The organism is Bradyrhizobium sp. UFLA06-24 (genome assembly GCF_054967145.1).
The window spans coordinates 78,650-104,739 of record NZ_JADFUE010000025.1 but is presented as its reverse complement, the minus strand read 5'-3'; the positions used below and the strand labels follow the sequence as shown (position 1 = coordinate 104,739).

Below are 26,090 nucleotides of genomic sequence, written 5' to 3'. Positions count from 1 at the left end.
CTCTCAACATCTTCGCCAACATCTTGCGCCCCGTCTCCGCTTAGGAGGTGACAGGATTTCATCGATCAGGATTGACAACATGCGATTGAACTTTCGGGCCGCACGTCTCGGCGCAGGCGCAGCCTGCCTGGCGCTTGTGAGCCTCAACCCCGCGTCTGCGGAGCCTGTATTCGACGGTCTGGGCGGCACATGGTCGGGCACAGGTTCGATGAAGCCCTCGGATGGCCCGCGCGAGAAGGTCCGTTGCAAGGTGGCGTACAACATCACCAGGCCCGGACGTTCCGTGAGCCTCGACCTGCGCTGCGCCAGTGATGCCTACAAAATGGTTCTGTCCGCGAACATCGAGCAGAACGGCACGGAGCTCTCGGGCAACTGGTTCGAGAGCGAATACCGCCAGGGCGGCAAAGTCTACGGCACGAACAAGGACGGCTTGATCGAAGCACGGATCGAAGGAAACACGGTGGCCGCGCTGGTGACGATCCAGACCAAGGCCAATCATCAGTCGTTCCTGATGGAAGCGCCGGGATCCTGGATGTCGGAGGTCGCGATCGAGTTGAACAAGGAGGCGAAGCCTGACGGGCGATGAACGTGGAGCGAGAGGCGTCGGGCAACACACCATGTCAACCCCTCTGCGCAGAAATATTCCTGTTTACCGAATTCGGATATGGCGCATATTGCGCGCATCCCGCCCGCCAAAGGGCGTTTCGCGATCGTCACGAGACGGGGCAGGGAGGCGGTGGCCGCGACGGCGTCGGCGCGCATTCCAGGCTGCAGGGCGGGATTCCCCAAGGGGTGCTCCGTGAGCGGCATGAGCGCGGTACGACACGGCGCTGACAGCGTCCTCGTTCGGCCTCGATGGTGAGCGCACGCCAGCCATCGGGGTGCGGGGTGGGGATGTGCGCGGACGGCAAAATCGTGTGGTCCTGACGCCCGGTGTCTGTGCGTCAACTCTTGTGGTGATGTGGGCTCTCCAACCGGATGCACACGTCAGTCATCTGCAAGGCGACGGGGGCAATAGTGCATCGCTCCCCGGGGAGAGCGCGACATAAGCCGTAAAGCCATTGCGCAGGGAAGGCCGGGCGTTCCGGCATCACCTGTAGTCCAACCCGTGCGCGTTGTTTTGCACACGGGGCCGCGGGTGCCTGCCGGCGCCCGGCCTTCCCTGCACCCTTTGTCCAGAGGGGTGCGAAACCAGAACGCAAAGCTCGGGCGAAATTAGCCGCGAGAGCGCGAAGGCATGCCTTCAGCGATGCGTGCGAATGCGACCGGCGTGGTGACGGCGATGCAGCTTGCTCGCTCGGTACGAGCGATGCGACGGCTCCTAAGCCATCGCCGGCTTTGCTTGCGGCTTCGGCTGTCGCGACAGGGCCAGCACGATCAGCGAGGCGAACACGCAGAGCGCGCCGGCGACGAAGAAGGCGGGCAGGTAACTTTGCAGCAGCGTCCGCGACAGGCCCGCCCCGAAGGCGGCAGTGCCGGCGCCCAGCTGGTGGCCGGCAAAGATCCAGCCGAACACCAGATTGGCGCGCTCGGGCCCGAACTTCTGCGCCGTGAGGCGCACCGTCGGCGGCACCGTGGCGATCCAGTCGAGACCGTAGAACATCGCGAAGATCGACAGGCCATAGAACGAGAAATCGCTGAAAGGCAGGAAGATCAGCGAGAGCCCGCGCAGGCCGTAGTACCAGAACAGCAGAAAGCGATTGTCATATCGGTCCGACAGCCAGCCCGACATGATGGTCCCGAAGAAATCGAAGATGCCCATCGCCGCCAGCAGGCTTGCGGCCTGAACTTGGGGGATGCCGAAATCGAGGCACATCGGAATCAGATGCACCTGCACGAGGCCGTTGGTCGAGGCGCCGCAGACGAAGAAGGTCGCAAACAGGATCCAGAACGCGCTCGACTTCGAAGCGTCGCGCAACGTGCCCAGCGCAACCGATGTGATCGAGCCACGCGTTACGGGCGGTGCGGGCAGCGGATCGGTGCCCTCATCGCCGAAGGGGCGCAAGCCGAGATCGCTCGGGCGGTCGCGCATGACGAGCGCCACGGCGGTGGCGGAGACGCCGAGCATGATGCAGACGAAGCCAAGCGCGAGGCGCCAGCCGAAGCGTTCGGTCAGGCTCGCCAGCAGCGGCAGGAACACGAGCTGGCCGGTAGCGACGCTCGCGGTCATCACGCCGATGACGAGGCCGCGCCGCGCCGCGAACCAGCGCGTTGCGATGGTCGCGCCCAGCACCAGTGCGGTCATGCCGGTGCCGATGCCGATCACCACGCCCCAAAGTGCCACGAGCTGCCAGACGTGCGTCATGCCGAGCGAGAGTACGAGCGCGGAGACGACGATGAGCTGCGCGGTCAGCGTGACGTTGCGCAGGCCATAGCGGTTGAGGAGGGCGGCTGCGAACGGCGCCATCAAGCCGAACAGGATGAAGCGGATCGAGAGCGCGGACGAGATTTCGGCTGTGCTCCAGCCGAACTCCTTCTGGAGCGGCACGATGAACACGCCGGGCGCGCCGACCGTGCCGGCGCTGATCAAGGCGGCGAAGAAGGTCACGCCGACCATCACCCAGCCATAGTGGATATTGCGGCGGCCGAGCACAGCCGAAAGCCAGTTCGAGATCATTGCCCCTCAATCAGGTTAGCGGGCTGCGGGAGGCCCAGCGTCATGGTTGCAGTCTGGCACGGAAGCGGGAAGTCTGAAATGACAGACTTCCCTCATTTTAGGACGTATGGGGGCCTAGTGCGCGAGACGCTCGACCGCAATCGCGGTGGCCTCGCCGCCGCCGATGCAAAGCGCCGCGACGCCGCGCTTGAGGTTGTTGGCTTCGAGCGCGTGCAACAGCGTCACGATCAGCCGCGCGCCGGTGGCACCGATGGGATGGCCGAGCGCGCAGGCGCCGCCATTGATGTTGAGTTTATCGCGGGGAATGCCGAGATCGCGCTGCGCCGCCATCGCCACCACGGCAAAGGCCTCATTGATCTCGAACAGATCGACGTCACCTGCGCTCCAGCCGACCTTGTCGAGCAACTTGCGGATCGCCGGGATCGGCGCGGTCGTGAACCATTGCGGTTCCTGGCTGTGGGTGGCGTGGCCCTTGATCTCGGCCTTGGCAGGCAGGCCATTGCGGTCCGCGAGCGAGCGCTTCGTCAGCACCAGCGCGGCGGCGCCATCGGCGTTGGCGGAAGAGGCGGCCGGCGTGATGGTGCCGTTGGCGCGGAACGCCGGCTTCAATCCCGGAATCTTGGCGGGATCGACCTTCAGCGGATGCTCGTCATTGGCGATCACACGCGGGCCGGCCTTCTCGGTCAGCGTGATCGGCGCGATCTCGGCCTTGAACGCCCCGCCTTCGACCGCTCTGCGCGCGCGGCTCAGCGTTTCCATCGCATAGGCATCCTGGTCCTTGCGGGTGAATTGATAGGCTTCAGCCGTGGCCTCGCCGAAATCGCCCATGGAGCGGCCGGTCTCGTAGGCGTCTTCAAGACCATCCATCATCATGTGGTCGATGATACGGTCATGACCGGCGCGATAACCGCCGCGCGCTTTCGCGAGCAGGTAGGGCGCGTTGCTCATGCTCTCCATGCCGCCGGAGACGACGATCTCGGCGGAGCCGGCGCGAATGATGTCGTGCGCCAGCATGGTCGCCTTCATTCCGGAGCCGCAGACCTTGTTGACGGTGGTGGCGCCGGTCGCGTCCGGAAGTCCCGCGGAACGCGCCGCTTGACGCGCCGGCGCCTGGCCTTGTCCTGCCGGCAGCACGCAGCCCATGAAGACCTCATCGACCTTCTCGGGGGCGAGCCTGGCGCGCTCCAAGGCCGCATTGATCACATGCGATCCGAGCTTGTGCGCGGCAAGCGGCGAGAGCTCACCCATGAAGCGGCCGAGCGGGGTGCGGGCGGCGGAGACGATGACGACAGGATCGGCGGCTTCAGCCATGGCAAGGCTCCCTGCGAGAATGTGTTAGATTATGGTCATCATATGATGCGTCGCAAAAAATGCAACCTCCCCCGGCATGAGAAAATGTCGTGAGGCGGATGAGAATTGGTCGTTTGAAGGCAGGCGGTGATGGTGACCGAGTCGCGGATCATGAACGGTGATTGCCGCACACTCGCTGTCATTGCCCGCGAAAGCGGGCAATCCAGTATTCCAGAGACCGTTGCGCTGGAGCCGAGAAGCCACTGCGTACTGGATGCCCCGCCTGCGCGGGGCTTGACACCGTCTTTGAGGAAGCTTCCTGGCTTCCAGAAGCTCTACCGCTTGCGGTTCACAAACGCCTGCATCAGCCGCGTCGGCTCGTCGGTCAGGAACGCCTCGCCGAACACCTTGACGCTGAGGTTCACCGATTTAGTCAACGGCAGTTCCTCCCATTGCCGCAGCAGCGCTTTCTGCGACCGCAGCGCCTCGGGGCCGCATTCGAGCAGCGCCGTCACGAGGTGCTCGATCTCGGTATCGAGGCCGCCGGCCGGCGCCACCTTGTCAACCAGCCCCCAGGCCAGCGCGGTCGGCGCGTCGACGTTCTCCGCCGTCATTACCAGCCAGCGCGCCCGGGCCCAGCCGATCAGGCGCGGCAGCAGCGCTGCGTGGATCACCGAGGGAATGCCGACGCGGACCTCCGGCATGCCGAAATGCGCATCATCCGCGGCAACGCGGAAGTCGCAGGCCGCCGCGACCTCGAGCCCGCCGCCCAGGCACCAGCCGGGCATGCGTGCAATCATCGGGGCAGGGAATTGCCGCACCGCTTCGCAGAGATCGCGCAGGCGGCTGATGAAGGCTTCGGCAGACTTCTGGTCGAGCCTGGCCATCTCTTTGATGTCGGCGCCGCCGATCATGCTCTTCTCGCTTTGTCCGCGCAGCACCGCGACGCGGATGCTGCGGTCGGCGGCGAGCTTTTGCAGCCCGTCGCGCACCGCATCGATCACGGGCGAACCCAGAATGTTCAGCGAGCCGGCATTGCAGATCGCAACATGGACGACGCCGCGCGCATCGCGCGTCACGCCGCAGTGGTTGTTGAGCATTTCCATCCGATATCTCGAGGCTTTCGTGGGCGGGCGCGCCAGCGCCGCGGTTGGGGATTACTTCCGTGCCGAAATGCCTCTCTTGTCAAGCCGGCGGGATGGAGTTGCCAGAACGAAGTCCGCAGCATAGTATGATGAATATCATTCAAAGGAATGGCTGATGACCGACGCCGATCAACCCGACCTGTTTTCACCGGCGCGAAGGCGCGAGCGGGTGGTGGATTGGCAAGCGCCCATGCCGGTCGCGAAAATGGCCATGGGGTGGTCAGGCATCGACGCCATGCATGGTATCCGGGACGGCCGGCTACCGCCGCCGCCCTTTGCCAAGCTGATCGGCTTCGTCATGGCGGTCGTCGAGCCGGGCCGGATCGTGATGGAACTGGAGCCGCGCGAGGATCTTGAAAACACCATCGGGCTTCTGCACGGGGCGACCGCCGCCGCGCTCCTCGACACCGCCATGGGCTGCGCCATTTCGACTCGCCAGGAGGCCGGGCAGTCCTCCGTGACGCTCGATCTGAAAATGACTTTCCTGCGTCCGCTGTCGGTCCGATCAGGACTGATCTCGGCCGAAGGCAGGGTCATCAAGCTCGGGCGCCAGGCCAGCTACACCGAAGGCTTTGTTCGCGACGGTAAGGGGGCACTGGCGGTCCATGCGACTGCAACCTTTTCCATGATCGGCAACAATTTTACCGGGAATTAATGCGCCGCCATGGCGATATCCGTGCTATTGAATGACTTCCGACATCCAATGAGAGCAGCATGCGCTATTCCCCGGAACACAAGCAGGAAACCCACGACCGGATCGTGAGGAAGGCGTCCGTGCGGCTGCGCGAAAAGGGCGCTCATGGGATCGGCGTCGCCGACCTCATGAAGGAGGCGGGACTGACCCATGGCGGTTTCTATGCGCATTTCGATTCGCGCGAGGCGCTGGTGATCGAGGCCTTTGCCTACGCCATGGACCGCTCGATGGAACACTGGCGCAAGCAGTCCGACCAGGTCGCGCCCGAGAAGCAGCTCGTTCAAATCGTCGAGACCTATCTCTCGACGCTGCATCGGGACAATCCCGGCCATGGCTGCTCGATCCCCGCGCTCGGCGCCGAGATCGCCCGCGAGAGCCCCAAGACGCGCAAGGCCTTTGCCGGCAAGCTCGACGAGATGATCGAGATGCTGACTGATTTCATTCCGAATTTGCCGCGCAAAGCGGCCCGCAAGCAGGCGATCGCGACGTTGGCGACGATGGCTGGCACCATGCTGCTGGCGCGCATTGCCGGCTCCGGCGAGCTGTCGGACGAGCTGCTGAAGGCGGGCAGGGACAGCGCGCTGGATGGGGGAAAGCGCGCGCCGAAGGTTGCGGCGGCGAAGAAGGCGAAGCTGCCGTAGGGTGGGGAAAGGCGCGCGAGCGCCGTGCCCACGTTCTTTTCACGATTACAAAGATTCGGCGGGCACGCTTCGCTTTGCCCCCCTAAAGCACCGGTGCTACCGCCCCGCAAACAACGCCCGCTCGCGTTCCACGATCTCTCCGATGTAGTCCGCCACGGCCCGAATCCGGGCGAGGTCCTTGCTGTCGGCATGCATCAGCATCCAGAACGTCCTGATGATCGAGATCTCCTCCGGCAGCACGGCCACGAGCTGCGGATAGTCGCTCGCCATGAAGTGCGGCAGCACCGCGATCCCGAAGCCTGAGAGCGTGGCGTTGAGCTGCGCGATCAGATTGGCGCTGCGGAAGCGGGCGGAGATACGCGGCGAGACTTGGGGCAGATAGTCGAGTTCCGGCGTGAACAGCAACTCCTCGATGTAGCCGACGAAACGGTGCTGCAGCAGATCCTGCCGCGAGGTGATCTCAGGAAACCGGTCGAGATAGGCCGGGGCGGCATACAGCCCCAGACGGTAGTCCAGCAGCTTGCGGCCAACGATGCGGCCTTCCTTCGGCATGGTCAGGCTGATGGCGATGTCGGCCTCGCGCTTGGAGAGGCTGAACAGCCGCGCGGTCGCCACAAGTTGCAGGTCGAGATCGGGATATCGATCGGCGAAGGGGGCGAGGCGCGGAGCGAGAAAGGCGGTGCCGAACCCGTCGGGCGCGCCGATCCGCACCGTCCCGGTCAACCGTGCCACCGAGCCGCCGACCTGCTCCTGGTTGGCGACGATGGTGGATTCCATCGTCTCCGCGCTGTCGGCAACGCGCTGGCCGGCTTCGGTGAGGAGATAGCCGGTCTTGCGCCGGTCAAACAGCTTGGCCGAGAGATGCTTCTCCAGCCGGTCGACGCGCCGGATCACGGTGGCATGATCGACGCCGAGCTGCTTTGCCGCAGCCGACACCGAGCCGCCCCGCACGATGGCCAGCACGAAGCGAAAGTCGTCCCAATCGATAGCGCCTTGATCCAGCATTTTCGCACATCTATGGTGCATTATCTCAGACTTGAATCCTATAAAATGCAGGTCAATAGGATTTGTCAAAGCGTTCAAGCTCGGCCTGAAGGAGATCATTCCATGCGTTCAATCGGACATTTCATCGGTGGCAAGGAGGTCAAGGGCACCTCGGGCCGCACCGCCGACGTCTTCGAGCCGATGACCGGTGACGTCCAGGCCAAGGTCGCGCTGGCATCCAAGGCCGAAGTCCGCGCCTCGGTCGAGAACGCGCGTGCCGCGCAGCCGGAATGGGCCGCGACCAACCCGCAGCGGCGCGCCCGCGTCATGATGAAATTCCTCGAGCTGGTGCAGCGCGATTACGACAAGCTGGCCGAGCTGCTCGCGCGCGAGCACGGCAAGACCGTGCCGGACGCCAAGGGTGACATCCAGCGCGGCCTCGAGGTCGCCGAATTCGCCTGCGGCATCCCGCACCTGATGAAGGGCGAGTACACCGAGGGCGCCGGCCCCGGCATCGATATCTATTCGATGCGCCAGCCGCTCGGCGTCGTCGCCGGCATCACGCCGTTCAACTTCCCGGCCATGATCCCGATGTGGAAATTCGCGCCCGCGATCGCCTGCGGCAACGCCTTCATCCTCAAGCCGTCGGAGCGCGATCCCGGCGTGCCGATGAAGCTTGCCGAGCTGATGATCGAGGCGGGCCTGCCGGCCGGTATCCTCAACGTCGTCAATGGCGACAAGGAAGCGGTCGATGCCATTCTCGACGACCCTGATATCAAGGCCATCGGCTTCGTCGGCTCGACGCCGATCGCGCAGTACATCTATGAGCGCGCCGCCCAGACCGGCAAGCGTTGCCAGTGTTTCGGTGGCGCCAAGAACCACGCCATCATCATGCCGGATGCCGACATGGATCAGGCCGTCGACGCGCTGATCGGCGCCGGCTACGGCTCGGCCGGCGAACGCTGCATGGCTGTCTCAGTTGCGGTGCCCGTCGGCAAGACTACCGCCGACCGCCTGATGGACAAGCTGATCCCGCGGGTCGAGAGCCTCAAGATCGGCACTTCGATCGATCCGTCGGCCGACTACGGTCCGCTGGTCACGCGCGAGGCGGTCGAGAAGGTCAAGAGCTACATCGACATCGGCATCAAGGAAGGCGCGACGCTTGCCGTGGATGGCCGCGGCTTCAAGATGCAGGGTTATGAGAACGGCTTCTATCTCGGCGGTTCGCTGTTCGACAACGTCACCAAGGACATGCGGATCTACAAGGAAGAGATATTCGGGCCCGTGCTCTCGGTCGTGCGCGCGCATGACTACAAGGAAGCGCTGGCGCTGCCGTCCGAGCATGACTACGGCAACGGCGTGGCCATCTTCACCCGCGATGGCGACGCCGCCCGCGACTTCGCGGCCAAGGTCAACGTGGGCATGGTCGGCATCAACGTGCCGATCCCCGTGCCGATCGCCTATTACACCTTCGGCGGCTGGAAGAAGTCGGGCTTCGGCGATCTCAACCAGCACGGCCCGGATTCGGTTCGCTTCTACACCAAGACCAAGACGGTGACCTCGCGCTGGCCGTCAGGCGTCAAGGAAGGTGCGGAGTTCTCGATCCCGACGATGAAGTAAACTCCCTCGGCCGTCATTGCGAGGAGCTCGTAAAAAATTGCGCAGCAATTTTTCACGGATGCGACAAAGCAATCCAGCATCTTTCCACGGAGACAGTCTGGATTGTTTCGCTTCGCTCGCAATGACGAGAAAAATGAGCCGCCCGGCATGCAGTTCGCTCTGAATGAGGATCAGGTCGCGGTTCGCGACATGGCGGTGGCGTTTGCGGCAGAAAAGATCGCGCCGCACGCGCTGCGCTGGGACGAGGAGAAGCATTTTCCCGTCGCCGTGATGCGCGAGGCCGCCGCACTCGGGATGGGCGGCATCTACATCCGCGACGACGTCGGCGGATCCGCGATGAGCCGGTTCGACGCGGCGCTGATCTTCGAGGCGCTGGCGACGGGCTGTCCGACCACCTCGGCCTTCATCTCCATCCACAACATGGCGAGCTGGATGATCGATGCCTTCGGCAGCGACACCCAGCGCCATCAATGGCTGCCAAAGCTCTGTTCGATGGAGCTGATTGCGAGCTACTGCCTGACCGAGCCGGGCGCCGGCTCGGATGCGGCGGCCCTGCGTACCCGCGCCGTGCGTGACGGCGATCACTACGTGCTCAACGGCCAGAAGCAGTTCATTTCCGGCGCCGGCGGCACCGACCTCCTGGTCGCGATGGTGCGCACCGGCGGCGATGGCCCTGGCGGCATCTCGACTCTCGTCATCGACGGCAAGACACCTGGCGTCTCCTTCGGTGCGAATGAGCGCAAGATGGGCTGGAATGCGCAGCCAACTCGCGCGGTGATGTTCGAGCACGCCCGCGTGCCTGTTGCAAACAGGCTGAGCGAAGAGGGCGTCGGCTTCAAGATCGCGATGGCCGGCCTGGATGGCGGACGCCTCAACATCACTGCGTGCTCGCTCGGCGGCGCGCAGACCGCGCTTGAGAAGGCGCGCACGTACATGAAGGAGCGCAAGGCATTTGGAAAGCGTCTCGATGAATTCCAGGCGCTGCAGTTCCGCCTTGCCGACATGGCGATCGAACTGGAGGCCGCGCGCACCTTCCTGTGGCGTGCGGCTGCCGCGCTCGACCGCAAGGATCCGGACGCCACCATGCTGTGCGCCATGGCCAAGCGCTTCGGCACCGATGTCGGCTTCGAAGTCGCCAACCATGCGCTGCAGCTGCATGGCGGCTACGGTTACCTCAGCGAATACGGCATCGAGAAGATCGTGCGCGATCTGCGCGTGCACCAGATCCTCGAAGGCACCAACGAAATCATGCGGCTCATCGTGGCGCGCAAATTGATCGAGGGCGCGCGATGAGTGGTGCGGAAGAGGGCGATCTCGTCGCCCGCGTCGAGGGCGCGGTCGGCGTCATCAGGCTCAACCGTCCGAAGGCGATCAATGCGGTGACGCTGGAGATGTTTCGCGACATCGACAAGGCGCTCGACCGCTTCGAATCTGATCCCGCCGTTGCCGTAGTTCTGCTGGAGGGCTCCGGCGAGCGCGGCCTGTGCGCCGGCGGCGACATTCGCACGCTCTGGGAGAGTTCGAAGGCTGGCGGCGATCTCGGCAAGATCCTGTGGCGCGAGGAGTACATCCTCAATGCCCGGATCAAGATGTTTCCGAAGCCCTATGTCGCCTTCATGGACGGCATCGTCATGGGCGGCGGCGTCGGCTTGTCCGCGCATGCGAGCCATCGTGTCGTGACGGATCGCACCAAGCTGGCGATGCCCGAGGTCGGGCTCGGCTTCTTCCCCGATGTCGGAGGCACCTATTTATTGTCTCGCTCGCCGGGCGAGATCGGCACCTATTTTGGCTTGACTGGCCAGACGATGAACGGGCCTGACGCGATCTATGCGAAGTTCGCGGATGCGGTAGTGCCTGCAGCCAAATGGCCGGAGCTGCGCGAGGCGCTGACCAGGGTTGGTCAGGGCGTGATGGCATCCGAGGTCACCAAGCTGATCAACGGCTTTGCGACTGGGGAGAGGGCGGGGCCGGTCGCCGCCCAGGAGCCTCTGATCGACGCGCTGTTCGGCTTCGATCGCATGGAGGACATCTTCGCCGCGCTCAAGCGCGACGGCTCGGACTTCGCGCTGGCCACGCTGAAGACGCTCAACGAAAAATCCCCGCGCGGCATGGTGGTGACGCTGAAGCTCTTGCGGCTCGCGCGGGCCTCTTCGAGCCTGGAGGAATGTCTGGTGCGCGAATATCGCGCCGCGCTGGAAGTGTTCCGCAGCGATGACTTTCGCGAGGGCGTGCGCGCCGCCGTAATCGACAAGGATCGCAGTCCCTCCTGGTCGCCGCCACGGATCGAGGATGTCACGCCGCAAATGCTGGCGCCATATCTCGCGGAGATCGGTGCCGACGAGCTCAAGTTCAACTAATCAAGGTCACAAGCGGAGGAAACGACAATGGCCACGATCGCATTCATCGGTCTCGGCAACATGGGCGGCCCGATGGCCGCCAACCTCGTCAAGGCCGGCCACAAGGTGGTGGCCTTCGATCTCGTCGAAGCCTCCCGCAATCAGGCCAAGGCCGATGGCGCCGGCGTCGCGGACAGCGCCGCGGGAGCGGCGAAGGGAGCCGATGTCGTCGTCACCATGCTGCCGGCCGGCAAACACGTGCTCGGCGTGTGGAATGAAGTCCTTCCCGCCATGACCAAAGGCGCGTTGATCATTGACAGCTCCACCATCGATGTCGAGAGCGCCAGGCAGGCACATTCGCTCGCGGCCAAGCACGGCGTGCTCTCGGTCGACGCGCCGGTCTCCGGCGGCACCGGCGGCGCCAAGGGCGCGACGCTCACCTTCATGTGCGGCGGCGAGGAGAACGCGTTCGCCGCGGCGAAGCCGGTGCTGGAAAACATGGGCAAGAAGATCGTCCATTGCGGCGGCGCCGGCGCGGGTCAGGCGGCAAAAATCTGCAACAACATGATCCTCGGCATTTCCATGATCGCCGTGAGCGAAGCTTTTGCACTCGGCGAAAAGCTCGGGCTCTCGCACCAGGCGCTGTTCGACGTCGCCTCGACCTCGTCGGGCCAGTGCTGGTCGCTGACCTCCTATTGCCCGGTTCCGGGCCCGGTGCCGACCTCGCCGGCCAACAACGACTACAAGCCAGGCTTCGCTTCGGCGCTGATGGTGAAGGATCTGACCCTGGCGCAGGACGCCGCCAAAGCCGCCGGCGCGGCGACGCCGCTCGGCAAGCATGCGCAGGAGATCTATCAGTCTTTCGACGCAGCCGGCCAGGGCGGGGTGGATTTTTCCGGAATTATCAAGCACGTTAGGGGACTAGCCGGGAAAGCTTAATGACGACATTTCAGGACGCGCGCGCGTTTCTTCTCGTTCACCGCACGGATTACGAGACAGCGGTCAGGGATTTCCGCTGGCCCGATCCGGTCCCCTTCAACTGGGCGCTCGACTGGTTCGACGCCGAGCTGGCGACGAATGCGGACAGCAAGGATCGGCCCGCGCTCTGGATTGTTGATGCGGCCCAGGACAAGCAGACCAAATTGTCCTTCGCGGCGCTCTCAAAGCGCTCCAACCAGGTCGCGAACTTCCTGCGTGCCCGGGGCCTGAAGCGCGGCGATCATCTGCTGCTGCTGCTCGGCAATGTCGTGCCGCTGTGGGAGACGATGCTCGCGGCGATGAAGCTGGGCGTTGTCGTGATACCCGCGACCACGCTGCTCACCGCGGACGAGCTGCGTGATCGGCTCGATCGCGGTAAGGCAAAGGCGGTCGTTGCCGCGCAGGACCAGGTCGCGAAATTCGCAAGCCTTGGTGTCGATGGCGTGGTGCGCGTGGTTGTCGGCGAACCGTTCGACGGCTGGTTGTCCTATGATGAGGCAGCGAAGACCCCGGAAAGCTTCACACCCGACGGTCCGACCCATGCCGACGACCCGATGCTGCTCTATTTCACCTCGGGCACGACGGCAAAGCCAAAGCTGGTGCGACATAGCCAGCGCAGCTATCCGGTCGGGCATCTCTCGACCATGTACTGGATCGGGCTGCAGCCCGGAGACATCCATCTCAACATCTCCTCGCCCGGCTGGGCCAAGCATGCCTGGAGCTGTTTCTTCGCGCCCTGGAATGCGGGCGCCACCGTGTTCGTGGTCAATCAGCCGCGCTTCGATGCCAAGGCTCTGCTCGCCACCATCGGGCGCTGCGGCGTCACGACGCTGTGCGCGCCGCCGACGGTCTGGCGGCTGTTCATCCAGGAGAACCTGGCCTCGTTCAAAGTTGCCTTGCGCGAAGTCTGCGGCGCCGGCGAGCCGCTCAATCCTGAGGTGATCGATCAGGTGCAGGCCGCCTGGGGACTCACCATCCGCGATGGCTATGGCCAGACCGAAACGACCGCGCTTGCCGGCAATTCGCCGGGACAAAAGATCAAGGTCGGCTCGATGGGCCGGCCGCTGCCGGGCTATCGCGTGCAGGTCAGCGATGCCGATGGCCATCCGGCGAAGGAAGGCGAGGTGGCGCTGCTGCTGGGTGCTGACAGGCCCGCCGGCCTGATGCAGGGCTATCAGGGCGACGACGGCAAGCTGTCGGGCGCCGAGGGCGAGCTTTATCGCAGCGGCGACGTCGTGTTCGAAGATGAGGATGGCTATCTCACCTTCGTCGGTCGCTCCGACGACGTGTTCAAGTCATCGGACTACCGGATCAGCCCGTTCGAGCTTGAGAGCGTGCTGCTCGAGCATGAGCTCGTTGCCGAGGCCGCCGTGGTGCCGAGCCCCGATCCGATCCGGCTGGCGATCCCCAAGGCATTCGTGCTGCTGATCGCTGGCGCGGAGCGGACCCCGGAGACGGCGCTCTCGATTTTCAAGCACCTGCACACGCGCCTTGCGCCCTTCAAGCGCATCCGCCGGCTCGAAATCGTCACCGAATTGCCGAAGACGATCTCTGGCAAAATCCGCCGTGTGCAGCTACGACGGCTCGAACGCGACGATGATCGCAACGATCCGCTGCGCGGCCGGGAATTCCGTGAGGAGGATTTTCCGGAGCTGCCGAAAACACGGAGTGAGACTTAAGTGAACCAAATCTGGAAGAAGCCGCCGATTACGCTGGAATCCTATCACGCGATGGTCGGCAAGGAGATCGGCGTGTCGTCCTGGCACCTGATCGACCAGCCCCGCATCGACACCTTCGCTGATGTGACCGAGGATCACCAGTTCATCCATGTCGATCCCGAGAGGGCCAAGGAGACGGCGTTCGGCACCACCATCGCGCACGGTTTCCTGACCATGTCGATGTTGTCGGTGATGTCCTACGAAGTGATGCCGGCGATTGCGGGCACCACGATGGGCGTCAATTACGGCTTCGACAAGCTGCGCTTCATCTCGCCGGTACGCTCGGGCGGGCGCGTCCGCGGCCGCTTTGTGCTGGCCGAAGCCAAGCTGCGCAAACCAGGCGAACTGCAGTCCCGCACCAACGTGACCGTGGAGATCGAAGGCGAGGACAAGCCCGCGCTGGTCGCGGACTGGCTCGGCCTGATCTATATCGCCTGACTTGAGGCGTTGGTCCCGGGCTTGACCCGGCAAGCCATCACTGCTCAAAAAGCTGTTCAAATCGCCCGGTGTCACCCTCTCCCCTTGTGGGAGAGGTGGCTTCGCGGAACGCGAAGCCGGGTGAGGGTCTCTCTCCGCGAACTCGGCTGTGGCGAGATACCCCTCATCCGGCGCTTACGCGCCACCTTCCCCCACAAGGGGAGAAGGGAAGAGAAGAACAGGATGTAATCAATGGCAATCAGGTTCGACGGACGCGTCGCCATCGTCACCGGCGCGGGCAATGGTCTCGGACGCGCACACGCGTTGGGTCTCGCGAGCCGCGGCGCGAAGGTCGTTGTCAACGATTTCGGCGGCGCGCGCGACGGCACCGGCGCCTCGCTCTCGCCGGCTGAAGCCGTGGTCGAGGAGATCCGCAAAGCCGGCGGCACCGCGATGGCGGATGGCGCCGACGTGTCGAATTTCGAACAGGTCACGGCGATGGTCGAGCGCGCCACCAAGGAGTGGGGCAGCGTCGACATCATGTGTGCCAATGCCGGCATCCTGCGCGACAAGTCGTTCGGCAAAATGGAAGCGGCTGATTTCCAGAAGGTGCTGGACGTGCATCTCGTCGGCACGTTCTATTGCTGCAAGGCGGTCTGGGCCGGCATGCGCGACCGCAATTACGGCCGCATCGTCCTGACGACCTCCTCCTCCGGCCTCTACGGCAATTTCGGCCAGGCCAATTACGGCGCCGCCAAATCGGGCATGGTCGGCCTGATGAACGTGCTCGCGGAAGAGGGGCGCAAGAACAATATCCGCGTCAACATCATCTCGCCGACGGCGGCAACCCGCATGACGGAAGAGCTGCTGCCGCCGCAGGCGCTGCAATTGATGAAGCCGAACGCGATCACGCCCGCGGTCGAGTACATGCTCAGCGAGGACGCGCCGACGCGCACCATCATGGGCGCCGGCGCCGGCTCCTTCGCGGTGATCAAGATTCTCGAGAGCGAAGGCATCAACCTGCCGGAGTCCGAATGGACGCCGGACGCGATCGCCGCGCATTTTGCCGAGATCAGCGACATGTCCAAGGCGAAGGCGCTCGCCGGCGCTTTCGAGCAGACGCAGAAATACGTGGCGCAGGCCGCGGTACGCGCGGGGATCAAGCTCTGAACGATGTCGCCGTCATCGGTGCCGGTCCCGCCGGGCTGATGGCGGCGGAGGTGCTGGCGCAGGGCGGTGCCCGCGTCACCATCTACGACGCCATGCCGTCGGCAGGTCGCAAATTCCTGATGGCCGGCCGCGGCGGGCTCAATCTCACCCATAGCGAGCCGCTGGCGGATTTCCTTCTCCGCTACCGGCAGGCAATGCCGCATCTGCGCGCCGCGGTCGAGGCGTTTCCGCCCGATGCGTTGCGCGACTGGAGTGCGGGCTTGGGGCAGCTGACCTTTGTCGGTAGCAGCGGACGAGTGTTTCCAAAAAGCTTCAAGGCCTCGCCCTTGCTGCGCGCCTGGCTGCGGCGCCTTGATGTATCAGGCGCGCAATTCGCGTTCCGGCATCGCTGGACCGGCTGGGACGAGACTGGTCGCCTGCAATTTCAGACACCGGATGGTCCGCGAGCCATCGCCGCCGCCGCAAGCGTGCTGGCGCTCGGTGGTGCGAGCTGGCCGCGGCTGGGCTCCGATGGCGCGTGGGTTGATTTGCTCGCCGCGAAAGGCATTACCATCTCGAAGCTCCGGCCGGCGAATTCGGGCTTCACAGTCGCCTGGTCCGACGTCTTCCGCGACCGGTTCGAGGGGCAGCCGCTCAAGGGCGTGGCGCTGACGATCGGTGCACATACGGTGCGTGGCGAAGCCATGATCACCCGGGGCGGGATCGAGGGCGGCGCGATCTACGCGCTGTCGGCGGAATTGCGCGAAGCGGTACTGGCTCTGGGGCAGGCGACATTGACGATCGCATTGCGGCCCGATCTCGGCACGGATGCGCTGACGACACGATTGTCGGGCACGCGCGGCAAGCAATCGCTGGCGAATTTCCTGCGCAAGGCGGTGCAATTGTCACCGGTCGGTATCGGCCTGATGCAGGAGGCGGCCATCGCATCCGGCCGGCCGCTGGCATCGCTCTCACCGGCGGAGCTGGCGCATCTGGTGAATGCGATTCCGGTTCGGCTCACCGGCACCGCGCCGATCGAGCGGGCGATCTCGACCGCGGGCGGGATTGAGTTTGGCGAGCTCGACGAGCACTTCATGCTGCGCAAATTGCCCGGCGTGTTCGCGGCCGGCGAGATGCTGGACTGGGAAGCTCCGACTGGGGGCTATCTGCTCCAGGCGTCGTTCGCGACGGGGGTTGCTGCGGGCAGGGGCGCTTTTGCGTGGCTGGCGTCGTCCCGATCATGACGTGCCGGTCCTGGTCAAGAGATCGGTGAGCAGGCCGAGCAAACCGAAGCCCGCCGCGACGGCGCAGACGGCGGTCCAACCGGCATAGCTCCAGGCCAGTGAGGCCGCCGCGGAGCCGACGCCTCCACCGACGAAGAACAGCGCGACGAACAGGCCGTTGATCCGGCCGCGCGCCTCGGGGCGCAGCAAATTGACGGCGCGACGCCCAAGCGTCTGGTCGGCGGTGATGCCGACGTCCAGCAGGATGGTGCCGAGGCTCATCACCAGCAGGGCAGCACTGCGGGACTCGATCACGCCCGCCCAGGCACAAAGGGCGAGTGAGCCGATGATGCACAGGTGAGCAGCGACGAACATCGGCCGTGCCCACCCCTTGTCGCCCCAACGGCCGGCGATCGGTGTCGCCGCGGCGCCCGCAACCCCGATCAGCGCGAAAGCCGCGATGCCCTTGGCATCGAGCGTGAAGGGTGCATCGGGCAGACGCAGCGCAACGGCGGACCAGAATGCGGTGAAAGACGCCATGACCAGGGAAGCTGTCCAGGCGCGCACGCGCAGCACAGGCTCGTCCCGTAGCAGCTTTGGGAAAGAGCGGAGCAAGTCGACGTAGCCGAGGCGGGCGGCTGGCTGCAGCGTCGGCAGATAGCGACCGAGTGCGCCGGCAAGCAGCGTCATCAGAATAGCTGAGGCGAGATAATACGCGCGCCAGCTCGAAAGATCGGCAATCAGGCTCGCGGTCGGCCGCGACAACAGGATGCCGATCATCAAGCCGCCCATCACCTCGCCGATCGCCTGGCCGCGGCGTTCCGGCGCTACCATCGAGGCCACGAGAGGAACGATCATTTGGATCGCCGCGCAGGACGCTCCGAGAACGAAGGTGGCGAGCAATAGCAGCGAGGGTGTCGGCGCCAATGCCGTTGCCAGTGCCGCGAAGATTGCGCAGCCGAGCGTGCGCAGGATCAGGCGCCGATTCTCGACGAGATCGACCAGCGGCACGAGCAACACCAGGCCGAGCGCATAGCCGAGCAGGGTCAACGTGCTGACGAGGCCGGCCTGAACCGCGGTCATGGCCAGGGACCGGCCGATCAGGCCAACCAGAATCTGCGGCGCGAACAAATTGGTGACGACGACGCCGGTGGTGATCGAGCCAAGCCAGATCAGGGATCGTTCGGCGAGATGCTTGGGTGATGCAAGCCTGGTGGTTTCGGAGATGGTCATGGGACCTCGCGAATGGAATGCGTGGTCCTCTTTAAGCGGGAGGTACAATATGCTACAATTCAATTAAGCCTATAAAGAATATGCGAGTTTCTCATGAATACCCATGACCTCGTCGCCTTCGTCGCGGTCGTCGAGACCGGATCGATCGTCGCGGCCTCGACGCGTCTCAACCTCACTCAACCCGGCGTGACGCGGCGCATCCAGAATCTGGAGGAGATGCTGGGCACGCAATTGCTGGATCGCCTCTCGAAGCCGCTGAAGCCGACTGCCGCGGGACACGAGGCCTATGAGCAGGGCCGACGCTTGCTCAGAATGCTCGACGATCTCAAGGCCGGTGTTGCCAACGACGGCGTGGTGCGCGGCGAGTTCAGGCTCGGCCTCACGCCGTTTCTCTCCGAAGCCGGGCTCAGTGCGCCACTCGATGCCGTGAGTGCCGAATTTCCTGCGCTGAGCGTACGCGTCGTCTCGGGCTGGTCACCCAACCAGGTCGAGCGGGTCAGCCGCAACGAGCTGGATGCCGCCGCGATCTGCCTGCCCGACGGGGCCGTGCCGCCCGCTGATCTCGTCTCTGACGATCTCGGTGCACAGCCCGTGGTGTTCGTCGTCGCGCGCGATACCAAGATCCCTCGCACCGTCGATCTCGAGTGCCTGTCGCAGCTCTCATGGGTCATCAACCAGGACGGCTGCGGCTTCCGCGACACGCTGAAGCGCCGCTTCGATGCCGAGCATTTGCCGTTCACGGTCGCCGTGGAGGCGCTCGACAGCGAGCTTCGCCTGTCGCTCGTGGCGCGGGGCCTCGGCGTCGGGCTGGTGACGCCCCTCGCATTGAAGCGCAGTGCGTTTCGCAAGCAACTCAAGCTGGTCGCTGCGCGGGACTTCAATCCCGCCGTTCGGGCATGGTTGGTGCACCGTCCTCCGGCCGGGCGGCTGGCCCGACCGATCAGCCTGTTCCGCGAGGGGCTCGATCGGGAGCTACAGGCTCTTATTCGCGCCTAGCGCAGCTTCCCGCGGGCCGCCACCGGCAGCGTGCCGATGATCTCCTCGCCGCGGACCATCAGAACCTCGTCCATCATGTTGACGACGACGCAGACGTGGTTCGGCACGATCCGGACCACGTCGCCGACGTTTGGCCGTGTGTTGCTGCGGGAGAGATCGAGGAAGCCGTGCTCCTCGGCGAACTTCGCGATTTTGGCTTCGGGGTGCTCCAGGATCAGCCCGTGGCCGTCGAGGCCGCCGGTGTCCGTCGTCAGCGTCTTCGAGCCGGCATCGAGAATGCCGCGCTCGGGCGCGGCACGGCTGACCACTGTGGAATAGATGTGCAGGGCGCAATCGTCCCAGGTCGCAACGCCGGCCGCAACCTGCATGCGGTCGTTGTAGATGTAGGTGCCGAAGCGGTGCTCGGTGCCGCCCTTGAGCTTGCCGATGTTGACGAGGTTCGGCGTGCCGCCGGTCGAGACGATCTTGGCATCCAGCCCGTGCGTGCGCACGCCGGCCAGCGCTTCATCGTAAAACTTCTGTGCGTCAGCCCATCCGCTCTCGGTCGGATAGAGCATGAAGCCGGCGAATTCCAGCCCCTTCGAGCCGGCGATCTCGCGCGCCAGCGCGATCGCCTCGGCTGGCGTCTCGACGCCTGCGCGCTTGCGACCGGTGTCGCATTCGACCACGACGGAGAGCGGACGGCCCGACGCCGCGGCGGCCTTGGGCAGGCCGGCAACGACGGTCGAATTGTCGGCGGCGACCGTCATGTTGGTCTTGGCATTCAGCGCGCCGAGCCGCGCCATCTTCTCTTCGCCGAGCAGGTTGTAGCTGATCAGGATGTCGTCGATGCCGGCATTGGCCATGATCTCGGCCTCGCCGATCTTCTGGCAGGTGATGCCCTTGGCGCCGGCTGCGACCTGCATCTTGGCCAGCGTCGGGTTCTTGTGCGTCTTGATGTGCGGGCGGTTGGCGATACCTGCGTCGTCGCAGGCCTTCTGGATCCGCGCGATGTTGCGCTCGACCCGGTCCATGTCGATGACGGCGCAGGGCGTGCCGTATTCACGGGCGATTTTTGCGGCGAGAGTCGTTGTCATGATTAGGCCTGCTCTATTTCTTCGCGAAGCATTTCAAGTTCGAGCCAGCGTTCTTCGGCGGCGGAGAGTTCCTCATGCGCCTTGGCGATGGCCGCGGAGGTATCGTCGAATTTCCTGCGATCCCTGGCATAGAGGTTGGGATCATCAAGCACGCGCTGCAGTTTCGCGATCTCGGCCTGCAGCGTCTCCATCTTCTTCGGCAGCGTCTCCAGCGCGTGCTTCTCGTTGAAGCTCAACTTGCGCTTCGACGCGGCGACGGGAGCAGCGATGCGCTCCTCTTTCTTCTCGACGGGGACCGGTGCCTTTGCGGTCTCGCGCTTCAAATCGGCGCCGCGCTGCGCCAGCATGTCGCTGTAGCCGCCGGCATATTCGATCCACTTGCCGTTGCCTTCGGGCGCTATCACCGACGTGACGACGCGGTCGAGGAAGTCGCGGTCATGGCTGATCAGGATGACGGTGCCCTCGTAATCACCGAGCATCTCCTCGAGCACGTCTAGGGTTTCCAGATCGAGATCGTTGGTCGGCTCGTCCAGCACCAGCAGGTTCGAGGGCTTTGCCAGCGCGCGCGCCAGCATCAGCCGGCCGCGCTCACCGCCTGAGAGCACCTCGAGCGGTGTGCCGCGCTGCTCCTGCCCGAACAGGAAGTCCTTCATGTAGCCGACGACGTGCTTCGGCTTGCCGCCGACCATGACGTGGTCGCCGCGACCTCCGGTCAGGGCTTCCGCCAGCGTCGATTTGGGGTCGAGACTTTCGCGATGCTGGTCGAGCGTCGCCATCTCCAGATTGGCGCCGAGCCGTACCGTGCCGGAATCCGGCTGCGTCCCGCCGGTGAGCAGGTTGACGAGCGTGGTCTTGCCGGCGCCGTTCGGGCCGATGATGCCGAGCCGGTCGCCGCGCTGGATGCGCGTGGAGAATTTGTCGACGATCACGCGGTCGCCATAGGCCTTGGTGATGCCCTTCGCCTCGATCACCAGCTTGCCGGATTGTTCGGCTTCGGCCGCGGCGAGGCTGGCGGTGCCGGCGGTGCCGCGATAGTTGCGGCGCTGGTCGCGCAGCGCATGCAGATTGGCGAGCCGCTTGACGTTGCGCTTGCGCCGTCCGGAAACGCCGTGCCGCAGCCAGTGCTCCTCATCGACGATCTTGCGATCGAGCTTGTGCTGGTCGCGTTCCTCCTCCGCGAGCACCTCGTCGCGCCAGCTCTCGAACGAGGCAAAGCCGCGGTCGATCTGCTTGATCTTGCCGCGGTCGAGCCAGGCCGTCGAACGCGAGAGATTGGTGAGGAAGCGGCGGTCGTGGCTGATGATCACAAGCGCACTGCGCCGGGAGTCGAGCTCCTGTTCCAGCCATTCGATGGTGGAGAGATCGAGATGGTTGGTCGGCTCGTCCAGCAGCAGGATGTCGGGCGAGGGTGCCAGCACATAGGCCAGCGCCGCGCGCCGCGCTTCGCCGCCCGAGAGGTTGTGCGGGTTCTCCTCGCCGGTGAGGCCAAGCTGCTCCAGCAGATAGCGCGCTTGGTGCTGGTCGTCGCCCGGCGCGAGGCCGGACTCGACATAGCTCAGCGTGGTCTTGTGCTCGCCGAAGTCCGGCTCCTGCGGCAGGTAACGAACGGTGGCGCCGGGCTGCACGAAGCGCGTGCCGCCGTCGGGCTCGACGAGGCCGGCCGCGATCTTCAGCAGCGTCGACTTGCCGGAGCCGTTGCGGCCGATCAGGCAGACGCGCTCGGATGGAGCGACATTGAGCTCGACGCCCGACAGCAGCGGCGTGCCGCCGAAGGTCAGCCTGATGTCTTTGAGTTGGATCAGCGGCGGTGCCATGACTAGCCTTGACTCAAATTCTGGCTCGTGGCGGCCTGATCGGCGCGGCGGCGCTGGATCCGGCGCAGCGTCTGGTCGAGCGCCGAGAAAAAGGCGGAGCGGTCGCGCGGCGAGAACGAGCGGGGACCACCGGTGACTTCGCCGGCCGAGCGCAGATCGGTCATCAGATTGCGGACCGCCAACGTCATGCCGATCGATTCTTCGGTGAACGGCTTGCCGTTCGGTGCGATCACCTCCGCGCCCGCTTTCACGCAGCGGCTTGCCAGCGGAATGTCCGACGTGACGACCACGTCGCCGGGCCTCGCCCGCTCGGCGATCCAGTCGTCGGCGGCGTCCATCCCGGAGCCGGCGGCGATACGCTCGATCAGCGGATCCTGTGGCACGCGGATGAAATTGCCGGCGACGACGCTCACGGGCACGCCGTGGCGGAGCGCGACGCGGTAGATTTCGTCCTTCACCGGGCAGGCGTCGGCGTCGACATAGATGCGGATGGGAGTGTCGGTCATTGGCGGCGTGGTACCCCATTCGGGCCGCAAAGGCGAGGGGATTGACCCGTGTTCCCCGGGGCCTACGATCGGGTCCGAAACCACGAGAATAGGGAAGATGATCCCATGCCGAGCCGGCTCCAAACCTGGCGTGTCGAGGCCTACAACACCGCCAAGCAGTCCGAGAACAAGATGCATGACGACACGGTGGCACGCCGCTTCGGATTTGAAGGCGGGTTGGTCCCCGGCGTCGACGTCTTCGCCTACATGATGCACGTGCCGGTCGCCCGCTGGGGTCGTGATTTCCTCTCCCGCGGGTTGGTCGAGGCCCGCTTCATCAAGCCGGTCTATGACGGCGAGGCGGCCGATGTGGATGCGACCGAGCACAATGGGCTACTGACGATCGAGGTGTTCAGTCGCACCGAGCTTTGCGCCACGGGGACTGCGTCGCTGCCGGCGGTCGCTCCGGCGGTTTCGCTGAGCGACTATGTCGCGGTGCCCGCGGCGGCCGAGCGCAAACCGGTCAGCCCTGAAATCTTCCAGGTCGGCAAATGGCTCGGCACGGCGCCGCGCCGCTGGGCCGGGCAGGCGGCAACTAATTATCTCGCCGATATCAGGGAGACCGATCCGATTTTCGCGCGCGAAGGACTAGGCCATCCCGGCCTGATCCAACGCGTGATGAACCGCGTGCTGGTCGACAACAGCATTCTCGGCCCATGGATCCACGTCGGCAGCCGCATGCAGCTTTTGTCCGCCGTCCGCATCGGGGACGAGATTACTGCGCGCGCGAAAGTCGTCGCGAACTACGAGAAGAAAGGCCACCGCTTCGTCGAACTCGACGCGCTGGTCGTCGCCAACGGCACGACGCCGATCGCACATTGCCAGCACACGGCGATCTATCAGCCGCGAGAGCAAGCGGCGGCGTAGGCGCCAGCCTGGAGGCAAGCTCGCGGTCCCAAAGATGCCGTCATGCCCCGCGAAGGCGGGGCATCCAGTAAGCCGCAGCCTCTCAGTCAATCACGACCGTCTCGGAGTACTGATCGCCCGGTCGAGCCGGGCGATGACAGCGTTGTTGTGGAGGCAGAAGCGCGCCGATTAAGCTGCCTTCCTCTTCGCATCCTGGATCGCCCGCCACACGCGCTCCGGGGTCAGCGGCATGTCGATGTGCTTGACGCCATATTCGGAGAGCGCATCGAGCACCGCGTTCACCACCGTCGACAGGCTGCCGGCGCAGCCGGCTTCGCCGCAGCCCTTGCTGCCAAGCGGGTTGGTCGTGGCCGGCACCGGGTGGTCGCCGACTGTCATATTGGGCACGTCGCCCGCGCGCGGCAGGGCGTAATCCATCAGCGAGCCCGTGATCGGCTGGCCGCTCTCGTCGTAGCGGATGTGCTCCATCAGTGCCTGGCCGATGCCCTGCACGACGCCGCCATGGAGCTGACCCGCGACCAGCATCGGGTTGATCACCGTGCCGAAGTCGTTGACCGCGCTATAACGCACGATCTCCACCACTCCGGTCTCAGGATCGATCTCGACCTCGGCGACGTGGCAGCCGTTCGGGAACGCTGACGGTACCGGTTCGCTGGTGTGGTCGACGTCGAGTGAGTCAGGCACGCCGTCCGGCACCTTGCCATCATGGAGCTTCTTGGCGAGCTCCATGATGTCGATGCTGCGGTCGGTACCGGCAATCGTGAAGCTGCCGCCTGCGAATTCGATATCGGCCTCGGACGCCTCCAGCATATGCGCCGCGGCGCGCTTGCCCTTCTCGATCACGAGCTTGGAAGCCTCGACGATCGCCATGCCGCTCGCGGTGATCGACCGCGAGCCGCCGGTGCCGTTGCCGGCGTGGACGATGTCGCTGTCTCCCTGCACCAGCTTGACGCTTTCGAAGGGAATGCCGAGCTGCGCGCACAGCACCTGCGCGAACGGTGTGGCGTGGCCCTGACCGTAATCGAGCGTGCCGGTGATCAGCTGCACGGTGCCGTCAGGGTCGAACACGATCTTGCCGAGTTCGGGGCTCGGCGGCGCGGTGACCTCCAGGTACGAGCCGACCGCGATGCCGCGCAGCTTGCCGGCCTTCTTGCTCTCCTTCTTGCGCTTGACGAAGTTCTCGTGGTCGGAGATCTCGAGCGCCTTGTTGAAAACGGCCTGGAAGTCGCCGCTGTCATAGGTGACGCCGGAGGAGGCCGCGAACGGCATCTGGTTCGGCTTGATGAAGTTGCGCTTGCGCAACGTCAGGCGGTTGATGCCCATCTCGTCTGCGGCGCGGTCGATCAGCCGCTCCATGTAATAGTTCGCCTCGGGTCGGCCGGCGCCACGATAGGCGCCCATCAGCGTTGTATTGGTCAGCACCGTCTTGATGTCGACCGCCATCAGCGGCGTGCGGTAAACGCTGGAGAAGTTCTTGCCGGTATTGAGCGAGAGCGGGCTCGGCGCAACGCCGGTAATGTAGGCGCCGAGATTGCCGTAGCCGGACAGCCTGGCCGCGAGGAAATGCCCCTCGGCGTCGAGCGCGAGCTCGGCGTGGATCTTCTGCGCACGGCCGTGGCTGTCGGAGAGGAAGCTGGTCGAACGCTCGTCCAGCCACTTCACCGGGCGGCCCAGCGCCTTCGCCGCGTACAGGATGCACATGTATTCGGGATAGTTGACGTTCTTCATGCCGAAGGAGCCGCCGACATTGGCGGTGAGGATGCGCACCTTCTCGTTCGGCACCTTCAGGTTCTTGGCGAGGTTGGCGCGGTTGCCCGCGACGCCCTGCGTCGGCATCTGGATGGTGTAGCGCTCGGTCTTCTTGTCATAGGAGGCGAGCCCGACGCGCGGCTCCATCGACACCACGGCGACGCGGGTGTTCTCGATGTCGATCCTGGTGACATGGGCGGCGCTGGCAAAGGCCGCGTTGACCTTGTCCGTGTCGCCATAGTGATAGTCGAGCGCGACATTGTTCGGGATGTGGTCGTAAAGCTGCGGCGCGCCGGGCTTGGCGGCTTCCACTGGGTCGGTCACCGCCGGCAGCGGCTCGATGTCGAGCTCGACCGCTTCACCGGCATCGCGTGCCTGGGCCAGCGTCTCGGCGACCACGAAGGCGACGGGATCGCCGACGAACCGGACCTTGTCGGTCGCCAGCGGCTGGCGGTTGGTCTGGAACAGGGGCGAGCCGTCGCGGCTCTTCAGCGGAAGGCCGCAGGTGAAGGGGCCATAGCCGGCGGCATCGAGGTTCTTGCCGGTCCAGACCCCCAGCACGCCCGGCATCGCCTTGGCGGCGTCGACACTGATGCCGCGGATCACGCCATGGGCATGCGTCGAGCGGACGATCACGGCGTAGGCCTGGCCTGGCAGGTTATAATCGTCGGTGTAGCGGCCTTTGCCCCGCACCAGCGTGTCGTCCTCCTTGCGGCGGACCGGTTGCCCGACGCCATATTTTTGCAGTGCAATAGCGTTTTCGAGCGTGGACGATTTAGTGTGTTCTTGCATGGAATCGACCTGAAAAGCCGGCAATTGCGCGATTTCGCGGGGCGCCTGGAGGGCCGGACCCGCTTGAGATAGCCCACGGACCCGTTCACGACAACGCACGAATGGGCATGGTCCCATGTGATGCGTTGTTGCGCAGGCCTGCCGCGCTGCTAATGTTTCAGGCGAAAAAGCAATTCCTGACCGGCCCCAGCGGCCTCGGAAAGACA

The 26,090-nt window shown here is 64.9% G+C and carries 21 protein-coding genes and 1 pseudogene; 13 read left to right on the top strand and 9 right to left on the bottom strand.

The features are described from left to right. The first annotated feature begins 79 nt into the window (after positions 1 to 79). Positions 80 to 586, top strand: a complete 507-nt coding sequence (locus IF809_RS21125) for a hypothetical protein (protein WP_462838398.1) — start codon at positions 80 to 82, stop codon at positions 584 to 586. A gap of 735 nt (positions 587 to 1,321) precedes the next feature. Here the strand turns inward: IF809_RS21125 and IF809_RS21120 are convergent. The 3 genes from IF809_RS21120 to IF809_RS21110 all read right to left on the bottom strand — a co-directional run bounded on the left by IF809_RS21120 (position 1,322) and on the right by IF809_RS21110 (position 5,013). Beyond that, on the bottom strand, positions 1,322 to 2,617 hold the full coding sequence (locus tag IF809_RS21120) for an MFS transporter (protein ID WP_453979351.1): 1,296 nt from the start codon (positions 2,615 to 2,617) through the stop codon (positions 1,322 to 1,324). A 114-nt stretch (positions 2,618 to 2,731) separates the two neighbouring features. Further along, on the bottom strand, positions 2,732 to 3,928 hold the full coding sequence (locus IF809_RS21115) for an acetyl-CoA C-acyltransferase (protein WP_453979350.1): 1,197 nt from the start codon (positions 3,926 to 3,928) through the stop codon (positions 2,732 to 2,734). Between the two features lie 314 nt (positions 3,929 to 4,242). Beyond that, the gene (locus IF809_RS21110; RefSeq protein ID WP_462838397.1) at positions 4,243 to 5,013 is read right to left on the bottom strand and encodes an enoyl-CoA hydratase; all 771 of its coding nucleotides are present in this window, start codon (positions 5,011 to 5,013) and stop codon (positions 4,243 to 4,245) included. 154 nt (positions 5,014 to 5,167) lie between these two features. Here IF809_RS21110 and IF809_RS21105 point away from each other — a divergent pair, with 154 nt between their 5' ends. Together IF809_RS21105 and IF809_RS21100 are read left to right on the top strand one after the other, a co-directional pair. Then, positions 5,168 to 5,707, top strand: a complete 540-nt coding sequence (locus IF809_RS21105) for a PaaI family thioesterase (protein ID WP_462838396.1) — start codon at positions 5,168 to 5,170, stop codon at positions 5,705 to 5,707. Between the two features lie 59 nt (positions 5,708 to 5,766). After that, positions 5,767 to 6,387, top strand: a complete 621-nt coding sequence (locus tag IF809_RS21100; RefSeq protein WP_128966961.1) for a TetR/AcrR family transcriptional regulator — start codon at positions 5,767 to 5,769, stop codon at positions 6,385 to 6,387. A 96-nt stretch (positions 6,388 to 6,483) separates the two neighbouring features. Here IF809_RS21100 and IF809_RS21095 read toward each other — a convergent pair whose 3' ends face one another. Beyond that, positions 6,484 to 7,392: a LysR family transcriptional regulator gene (locus tag IF809_RS21095; protein WP_128966960.1), complete on the bottom strand. Its 909-nt coding sequence runs from the start codon at positions 7,390 to 7,392 to the stop codon at positions 6,484 to 6,486. Between the two features lie 102 nt (positions 7,393 to 7,494). Here IF809_RS21095 and IF809_RS21090 point away from each other — a divergent pair, with 102 nt between their 5' ends. The 8 genes and pseudogenes from IF809_RS21090 (at position 7,495) to IF809_RS21055 (ending at position 16,833) form a co-directional block, all read left to right on the top strand. Then, on the top strand, positions 7,495 to 8,991 hold the full coding sequence (locus IF809_RS21090; protein WP_462838395.1) for a CoA-acylating methylmalonate-semialdehyde dehydrogenase: 1,497 nt from the start codon (positions 7,495 to 7,497) through the stop codon (positions 8,989 to 8,991). Between the two features lie 147 nt (positions 8,992 to 9,138). Further along, positions 9,139 to 10,284 (top strand): isobutyryl-CoA dehydrogenase, encoded by a 1,146-nt coding sequence (locus IF809_RS21085; RefSeq protein ID WP_462838394.1) that lies wholly within the window; start codon positions 9,139 to 9,141, stop codon positions 10,282 to 10,284. Next, the gene (locus tag IF809_RS21080; RefSeq protein ID WP_128966957.1) at positions 10,281 to 11,348 is read left to right on the top strand and encodes an enoyl-CoA hydratase/isomerase family protein; all 1,068 of its coding nucleotides are present in this window, start codon (positions 10,281 to 10,283) and stop codon (positions 11,346 to 11,348) included. The genes IF809_RS21085 and IF809_RS21080 overlap by 4 nt, the downstream gene beginning before the upstream one ends. 21 nt (positions 11,349 to 11,369) lie before the next feature. Then, a pseudogene (mmsB, locus tag IF809_RS21075) lies at positions 11,370 to 12,266 on the top strand (3-hydroxyisobutyrate dehydrogenase); the annotation flags it as partial. Beyond that, positions 12,266 to 13,984 (top strand): AMP-binding protein, encoded by a 1,719-nt coding sequence (locus tag IF809_RS21070; RefSeq protein ID WP_128966955.1) that lies wholly within the window; start codon positions 12,266 to 12,268, stop codon positions 13,982 to 13,984. The pseudogene mmsB and the gene IF809_RS21070, both read left to right, overlap by 1 nt. Further along, positions 13,985 to 14,461 (top strand): MaoC family dehydratase, encoded by a 477-nt coding sequence (locus IF809_RS21065; RefSeq protein WP_462838393.1) that lies wholly within the window; start codon positions 13,985 to 13,987, stop codon positions 14,459 to 14,461. It begins immediately after the preceding gene. Positions 14,462 to 14,692: 231 nt separating this feature from the next. Next, positions 14,693 to 15,610 (top strand): SDR family NAD(P)-dependent oxidoreductase, encoded by a 918-nt coding sequence (locus IF809_RS21060; protein ID WP_462838392.1) that lies wholly within the window; start codon positions 14,693 to 14,695, stop codon positions 15,608 to 15,610. Beyond that, positions 15,568 to 16,833 carry a BaiN/RdsA family NAD(P)/FAD-dependent oxidoreductase gene (locus tag IF809_RS21055; protein WP_462838402.1) on the top strand — a complete coding sequence of 422 codons (1,266 nt, stop codon included), beginning with the start codon at positions 15,568 to 15,570 and terminating at the stop codon, positions 16,831 to 16,833. Before IF809_RS21060 ends, IF809_RS21055 begins: the two co-directional genes overlap by 43 nt. Here the strand turns inward: IF809_RS21055 and IF809_RS21050 are convergent. Next, positions 16,828 to 18,045 carry an MFS transporter gene (locus tag IF809_RS21050; RefSeq protein WP_462838391.1) on the bottom strand — a complete coding sequence of 406 codons (1,218 nt, stop codon included), beginning with the start codon at positions 18,043 to 18,045 and terminating at the stop codon, positions 16,828 to 16,830. The two genes, IF809_RS21055 and IF809_RS21050, sit on opposite strands and share 6 nt — an antisense overlap. A gap of 93 nt (positions 18,046 to 18,138) precedes the next feature. On the opposite strand from IF809_RS21050, the gene IF809_RS21045 reads away from it, so the two are divergent. Beyond that, positions 18,139 to 19,041, top strand: a complete 903-nt coding sequence (locus tag IF809_RS21045; RefSeq protein ID WP_462838390.1) for a LysR family transcriptional regulator — start codon at positions 18,139 to 18,141, stop codon at positions 19,039 to 19,041. Here IF809_RS21045 and IF809_RS21040 read toward each other — a convergent pair. From IF809_RS21040 to IF809_RS21030, 3 genes are read right to left on the bottom strand one after another with little or no spacing between them, the layout of a single operon-like run. Next, positions 19,038 to 20,117, bottom strand: coding sequence for a D-TA family PLP-dependent enzyme (locus IF809_RS21040; protein WP_462838389.1), 1,080 nt, complete (start codon positions 20,115 to 20,117; stop codon positions 19,038 to 19,040). The genes IF809_RS21045 and IF809_RS21040 overlap by 4 nt on opposite strands. Positions 20,118 to 20,119: 2 nt before the next feature. Next, positions 20,120 to 21,931, bottom strand: coding sequence for an ABC-F family ATP-binding cassette domain-containing protein (locus IF809_RS21035; RefSeq protein ID WP_462838388.1), 1,812 nt, complete (start codon positions 21,929 to 21,931; stop codon positions 20,120 to 20,122). 2 nt (positions 21,932 to 21,933) lie between these two features. Beyond that, on the bottom strand, positions 21,934 to 22,437 hold the full coding sequence (locus tag IF809_RS21030; RefSeq protein WP_462838387.1) for a YaiI/YqxD family protein: 504 nt from the start codon (positions 22,435 to 22,437) through the stop codon (positions 21,934 to 21,936). 105 nt (positions 22,438 to 22,542) lie between these two features. Between IF809_RS21030 and IF809_RS21025 the strand changes: the two genes are divergently transcribed. Continuing rightward, a complete protein-coding gene (locus tag IF809_RS21025; protein ID WP_462838386.1) occupies positions 22,543 to 23,343 on the top strand; it encodes a hypothetical protein in 801 nt (266 codons plus the stop codon). A 168-nt stretch (positions 23,344 to 23,511) separates the two neighbouring features. Here the strand turns inward: IF809_RS21025 and IF809_RS21020 are convergent, their stop codons facing one another. Then, on the bottom strand, positions 23,512 to 25,884 hold the full coding sequence (locus tag IF809_RS21020; RefSeq protein WP_462838385.1) for a xanthine dehydrogenase family protein molybdopterin-binding subunit: 2,373 nt from the start codon (positions 25,882 to 25,884) through the stop codon (positions 23,512 to 23,514). Positions 25,885 to 26,090 lie beyond the last annotated feature (206 nt).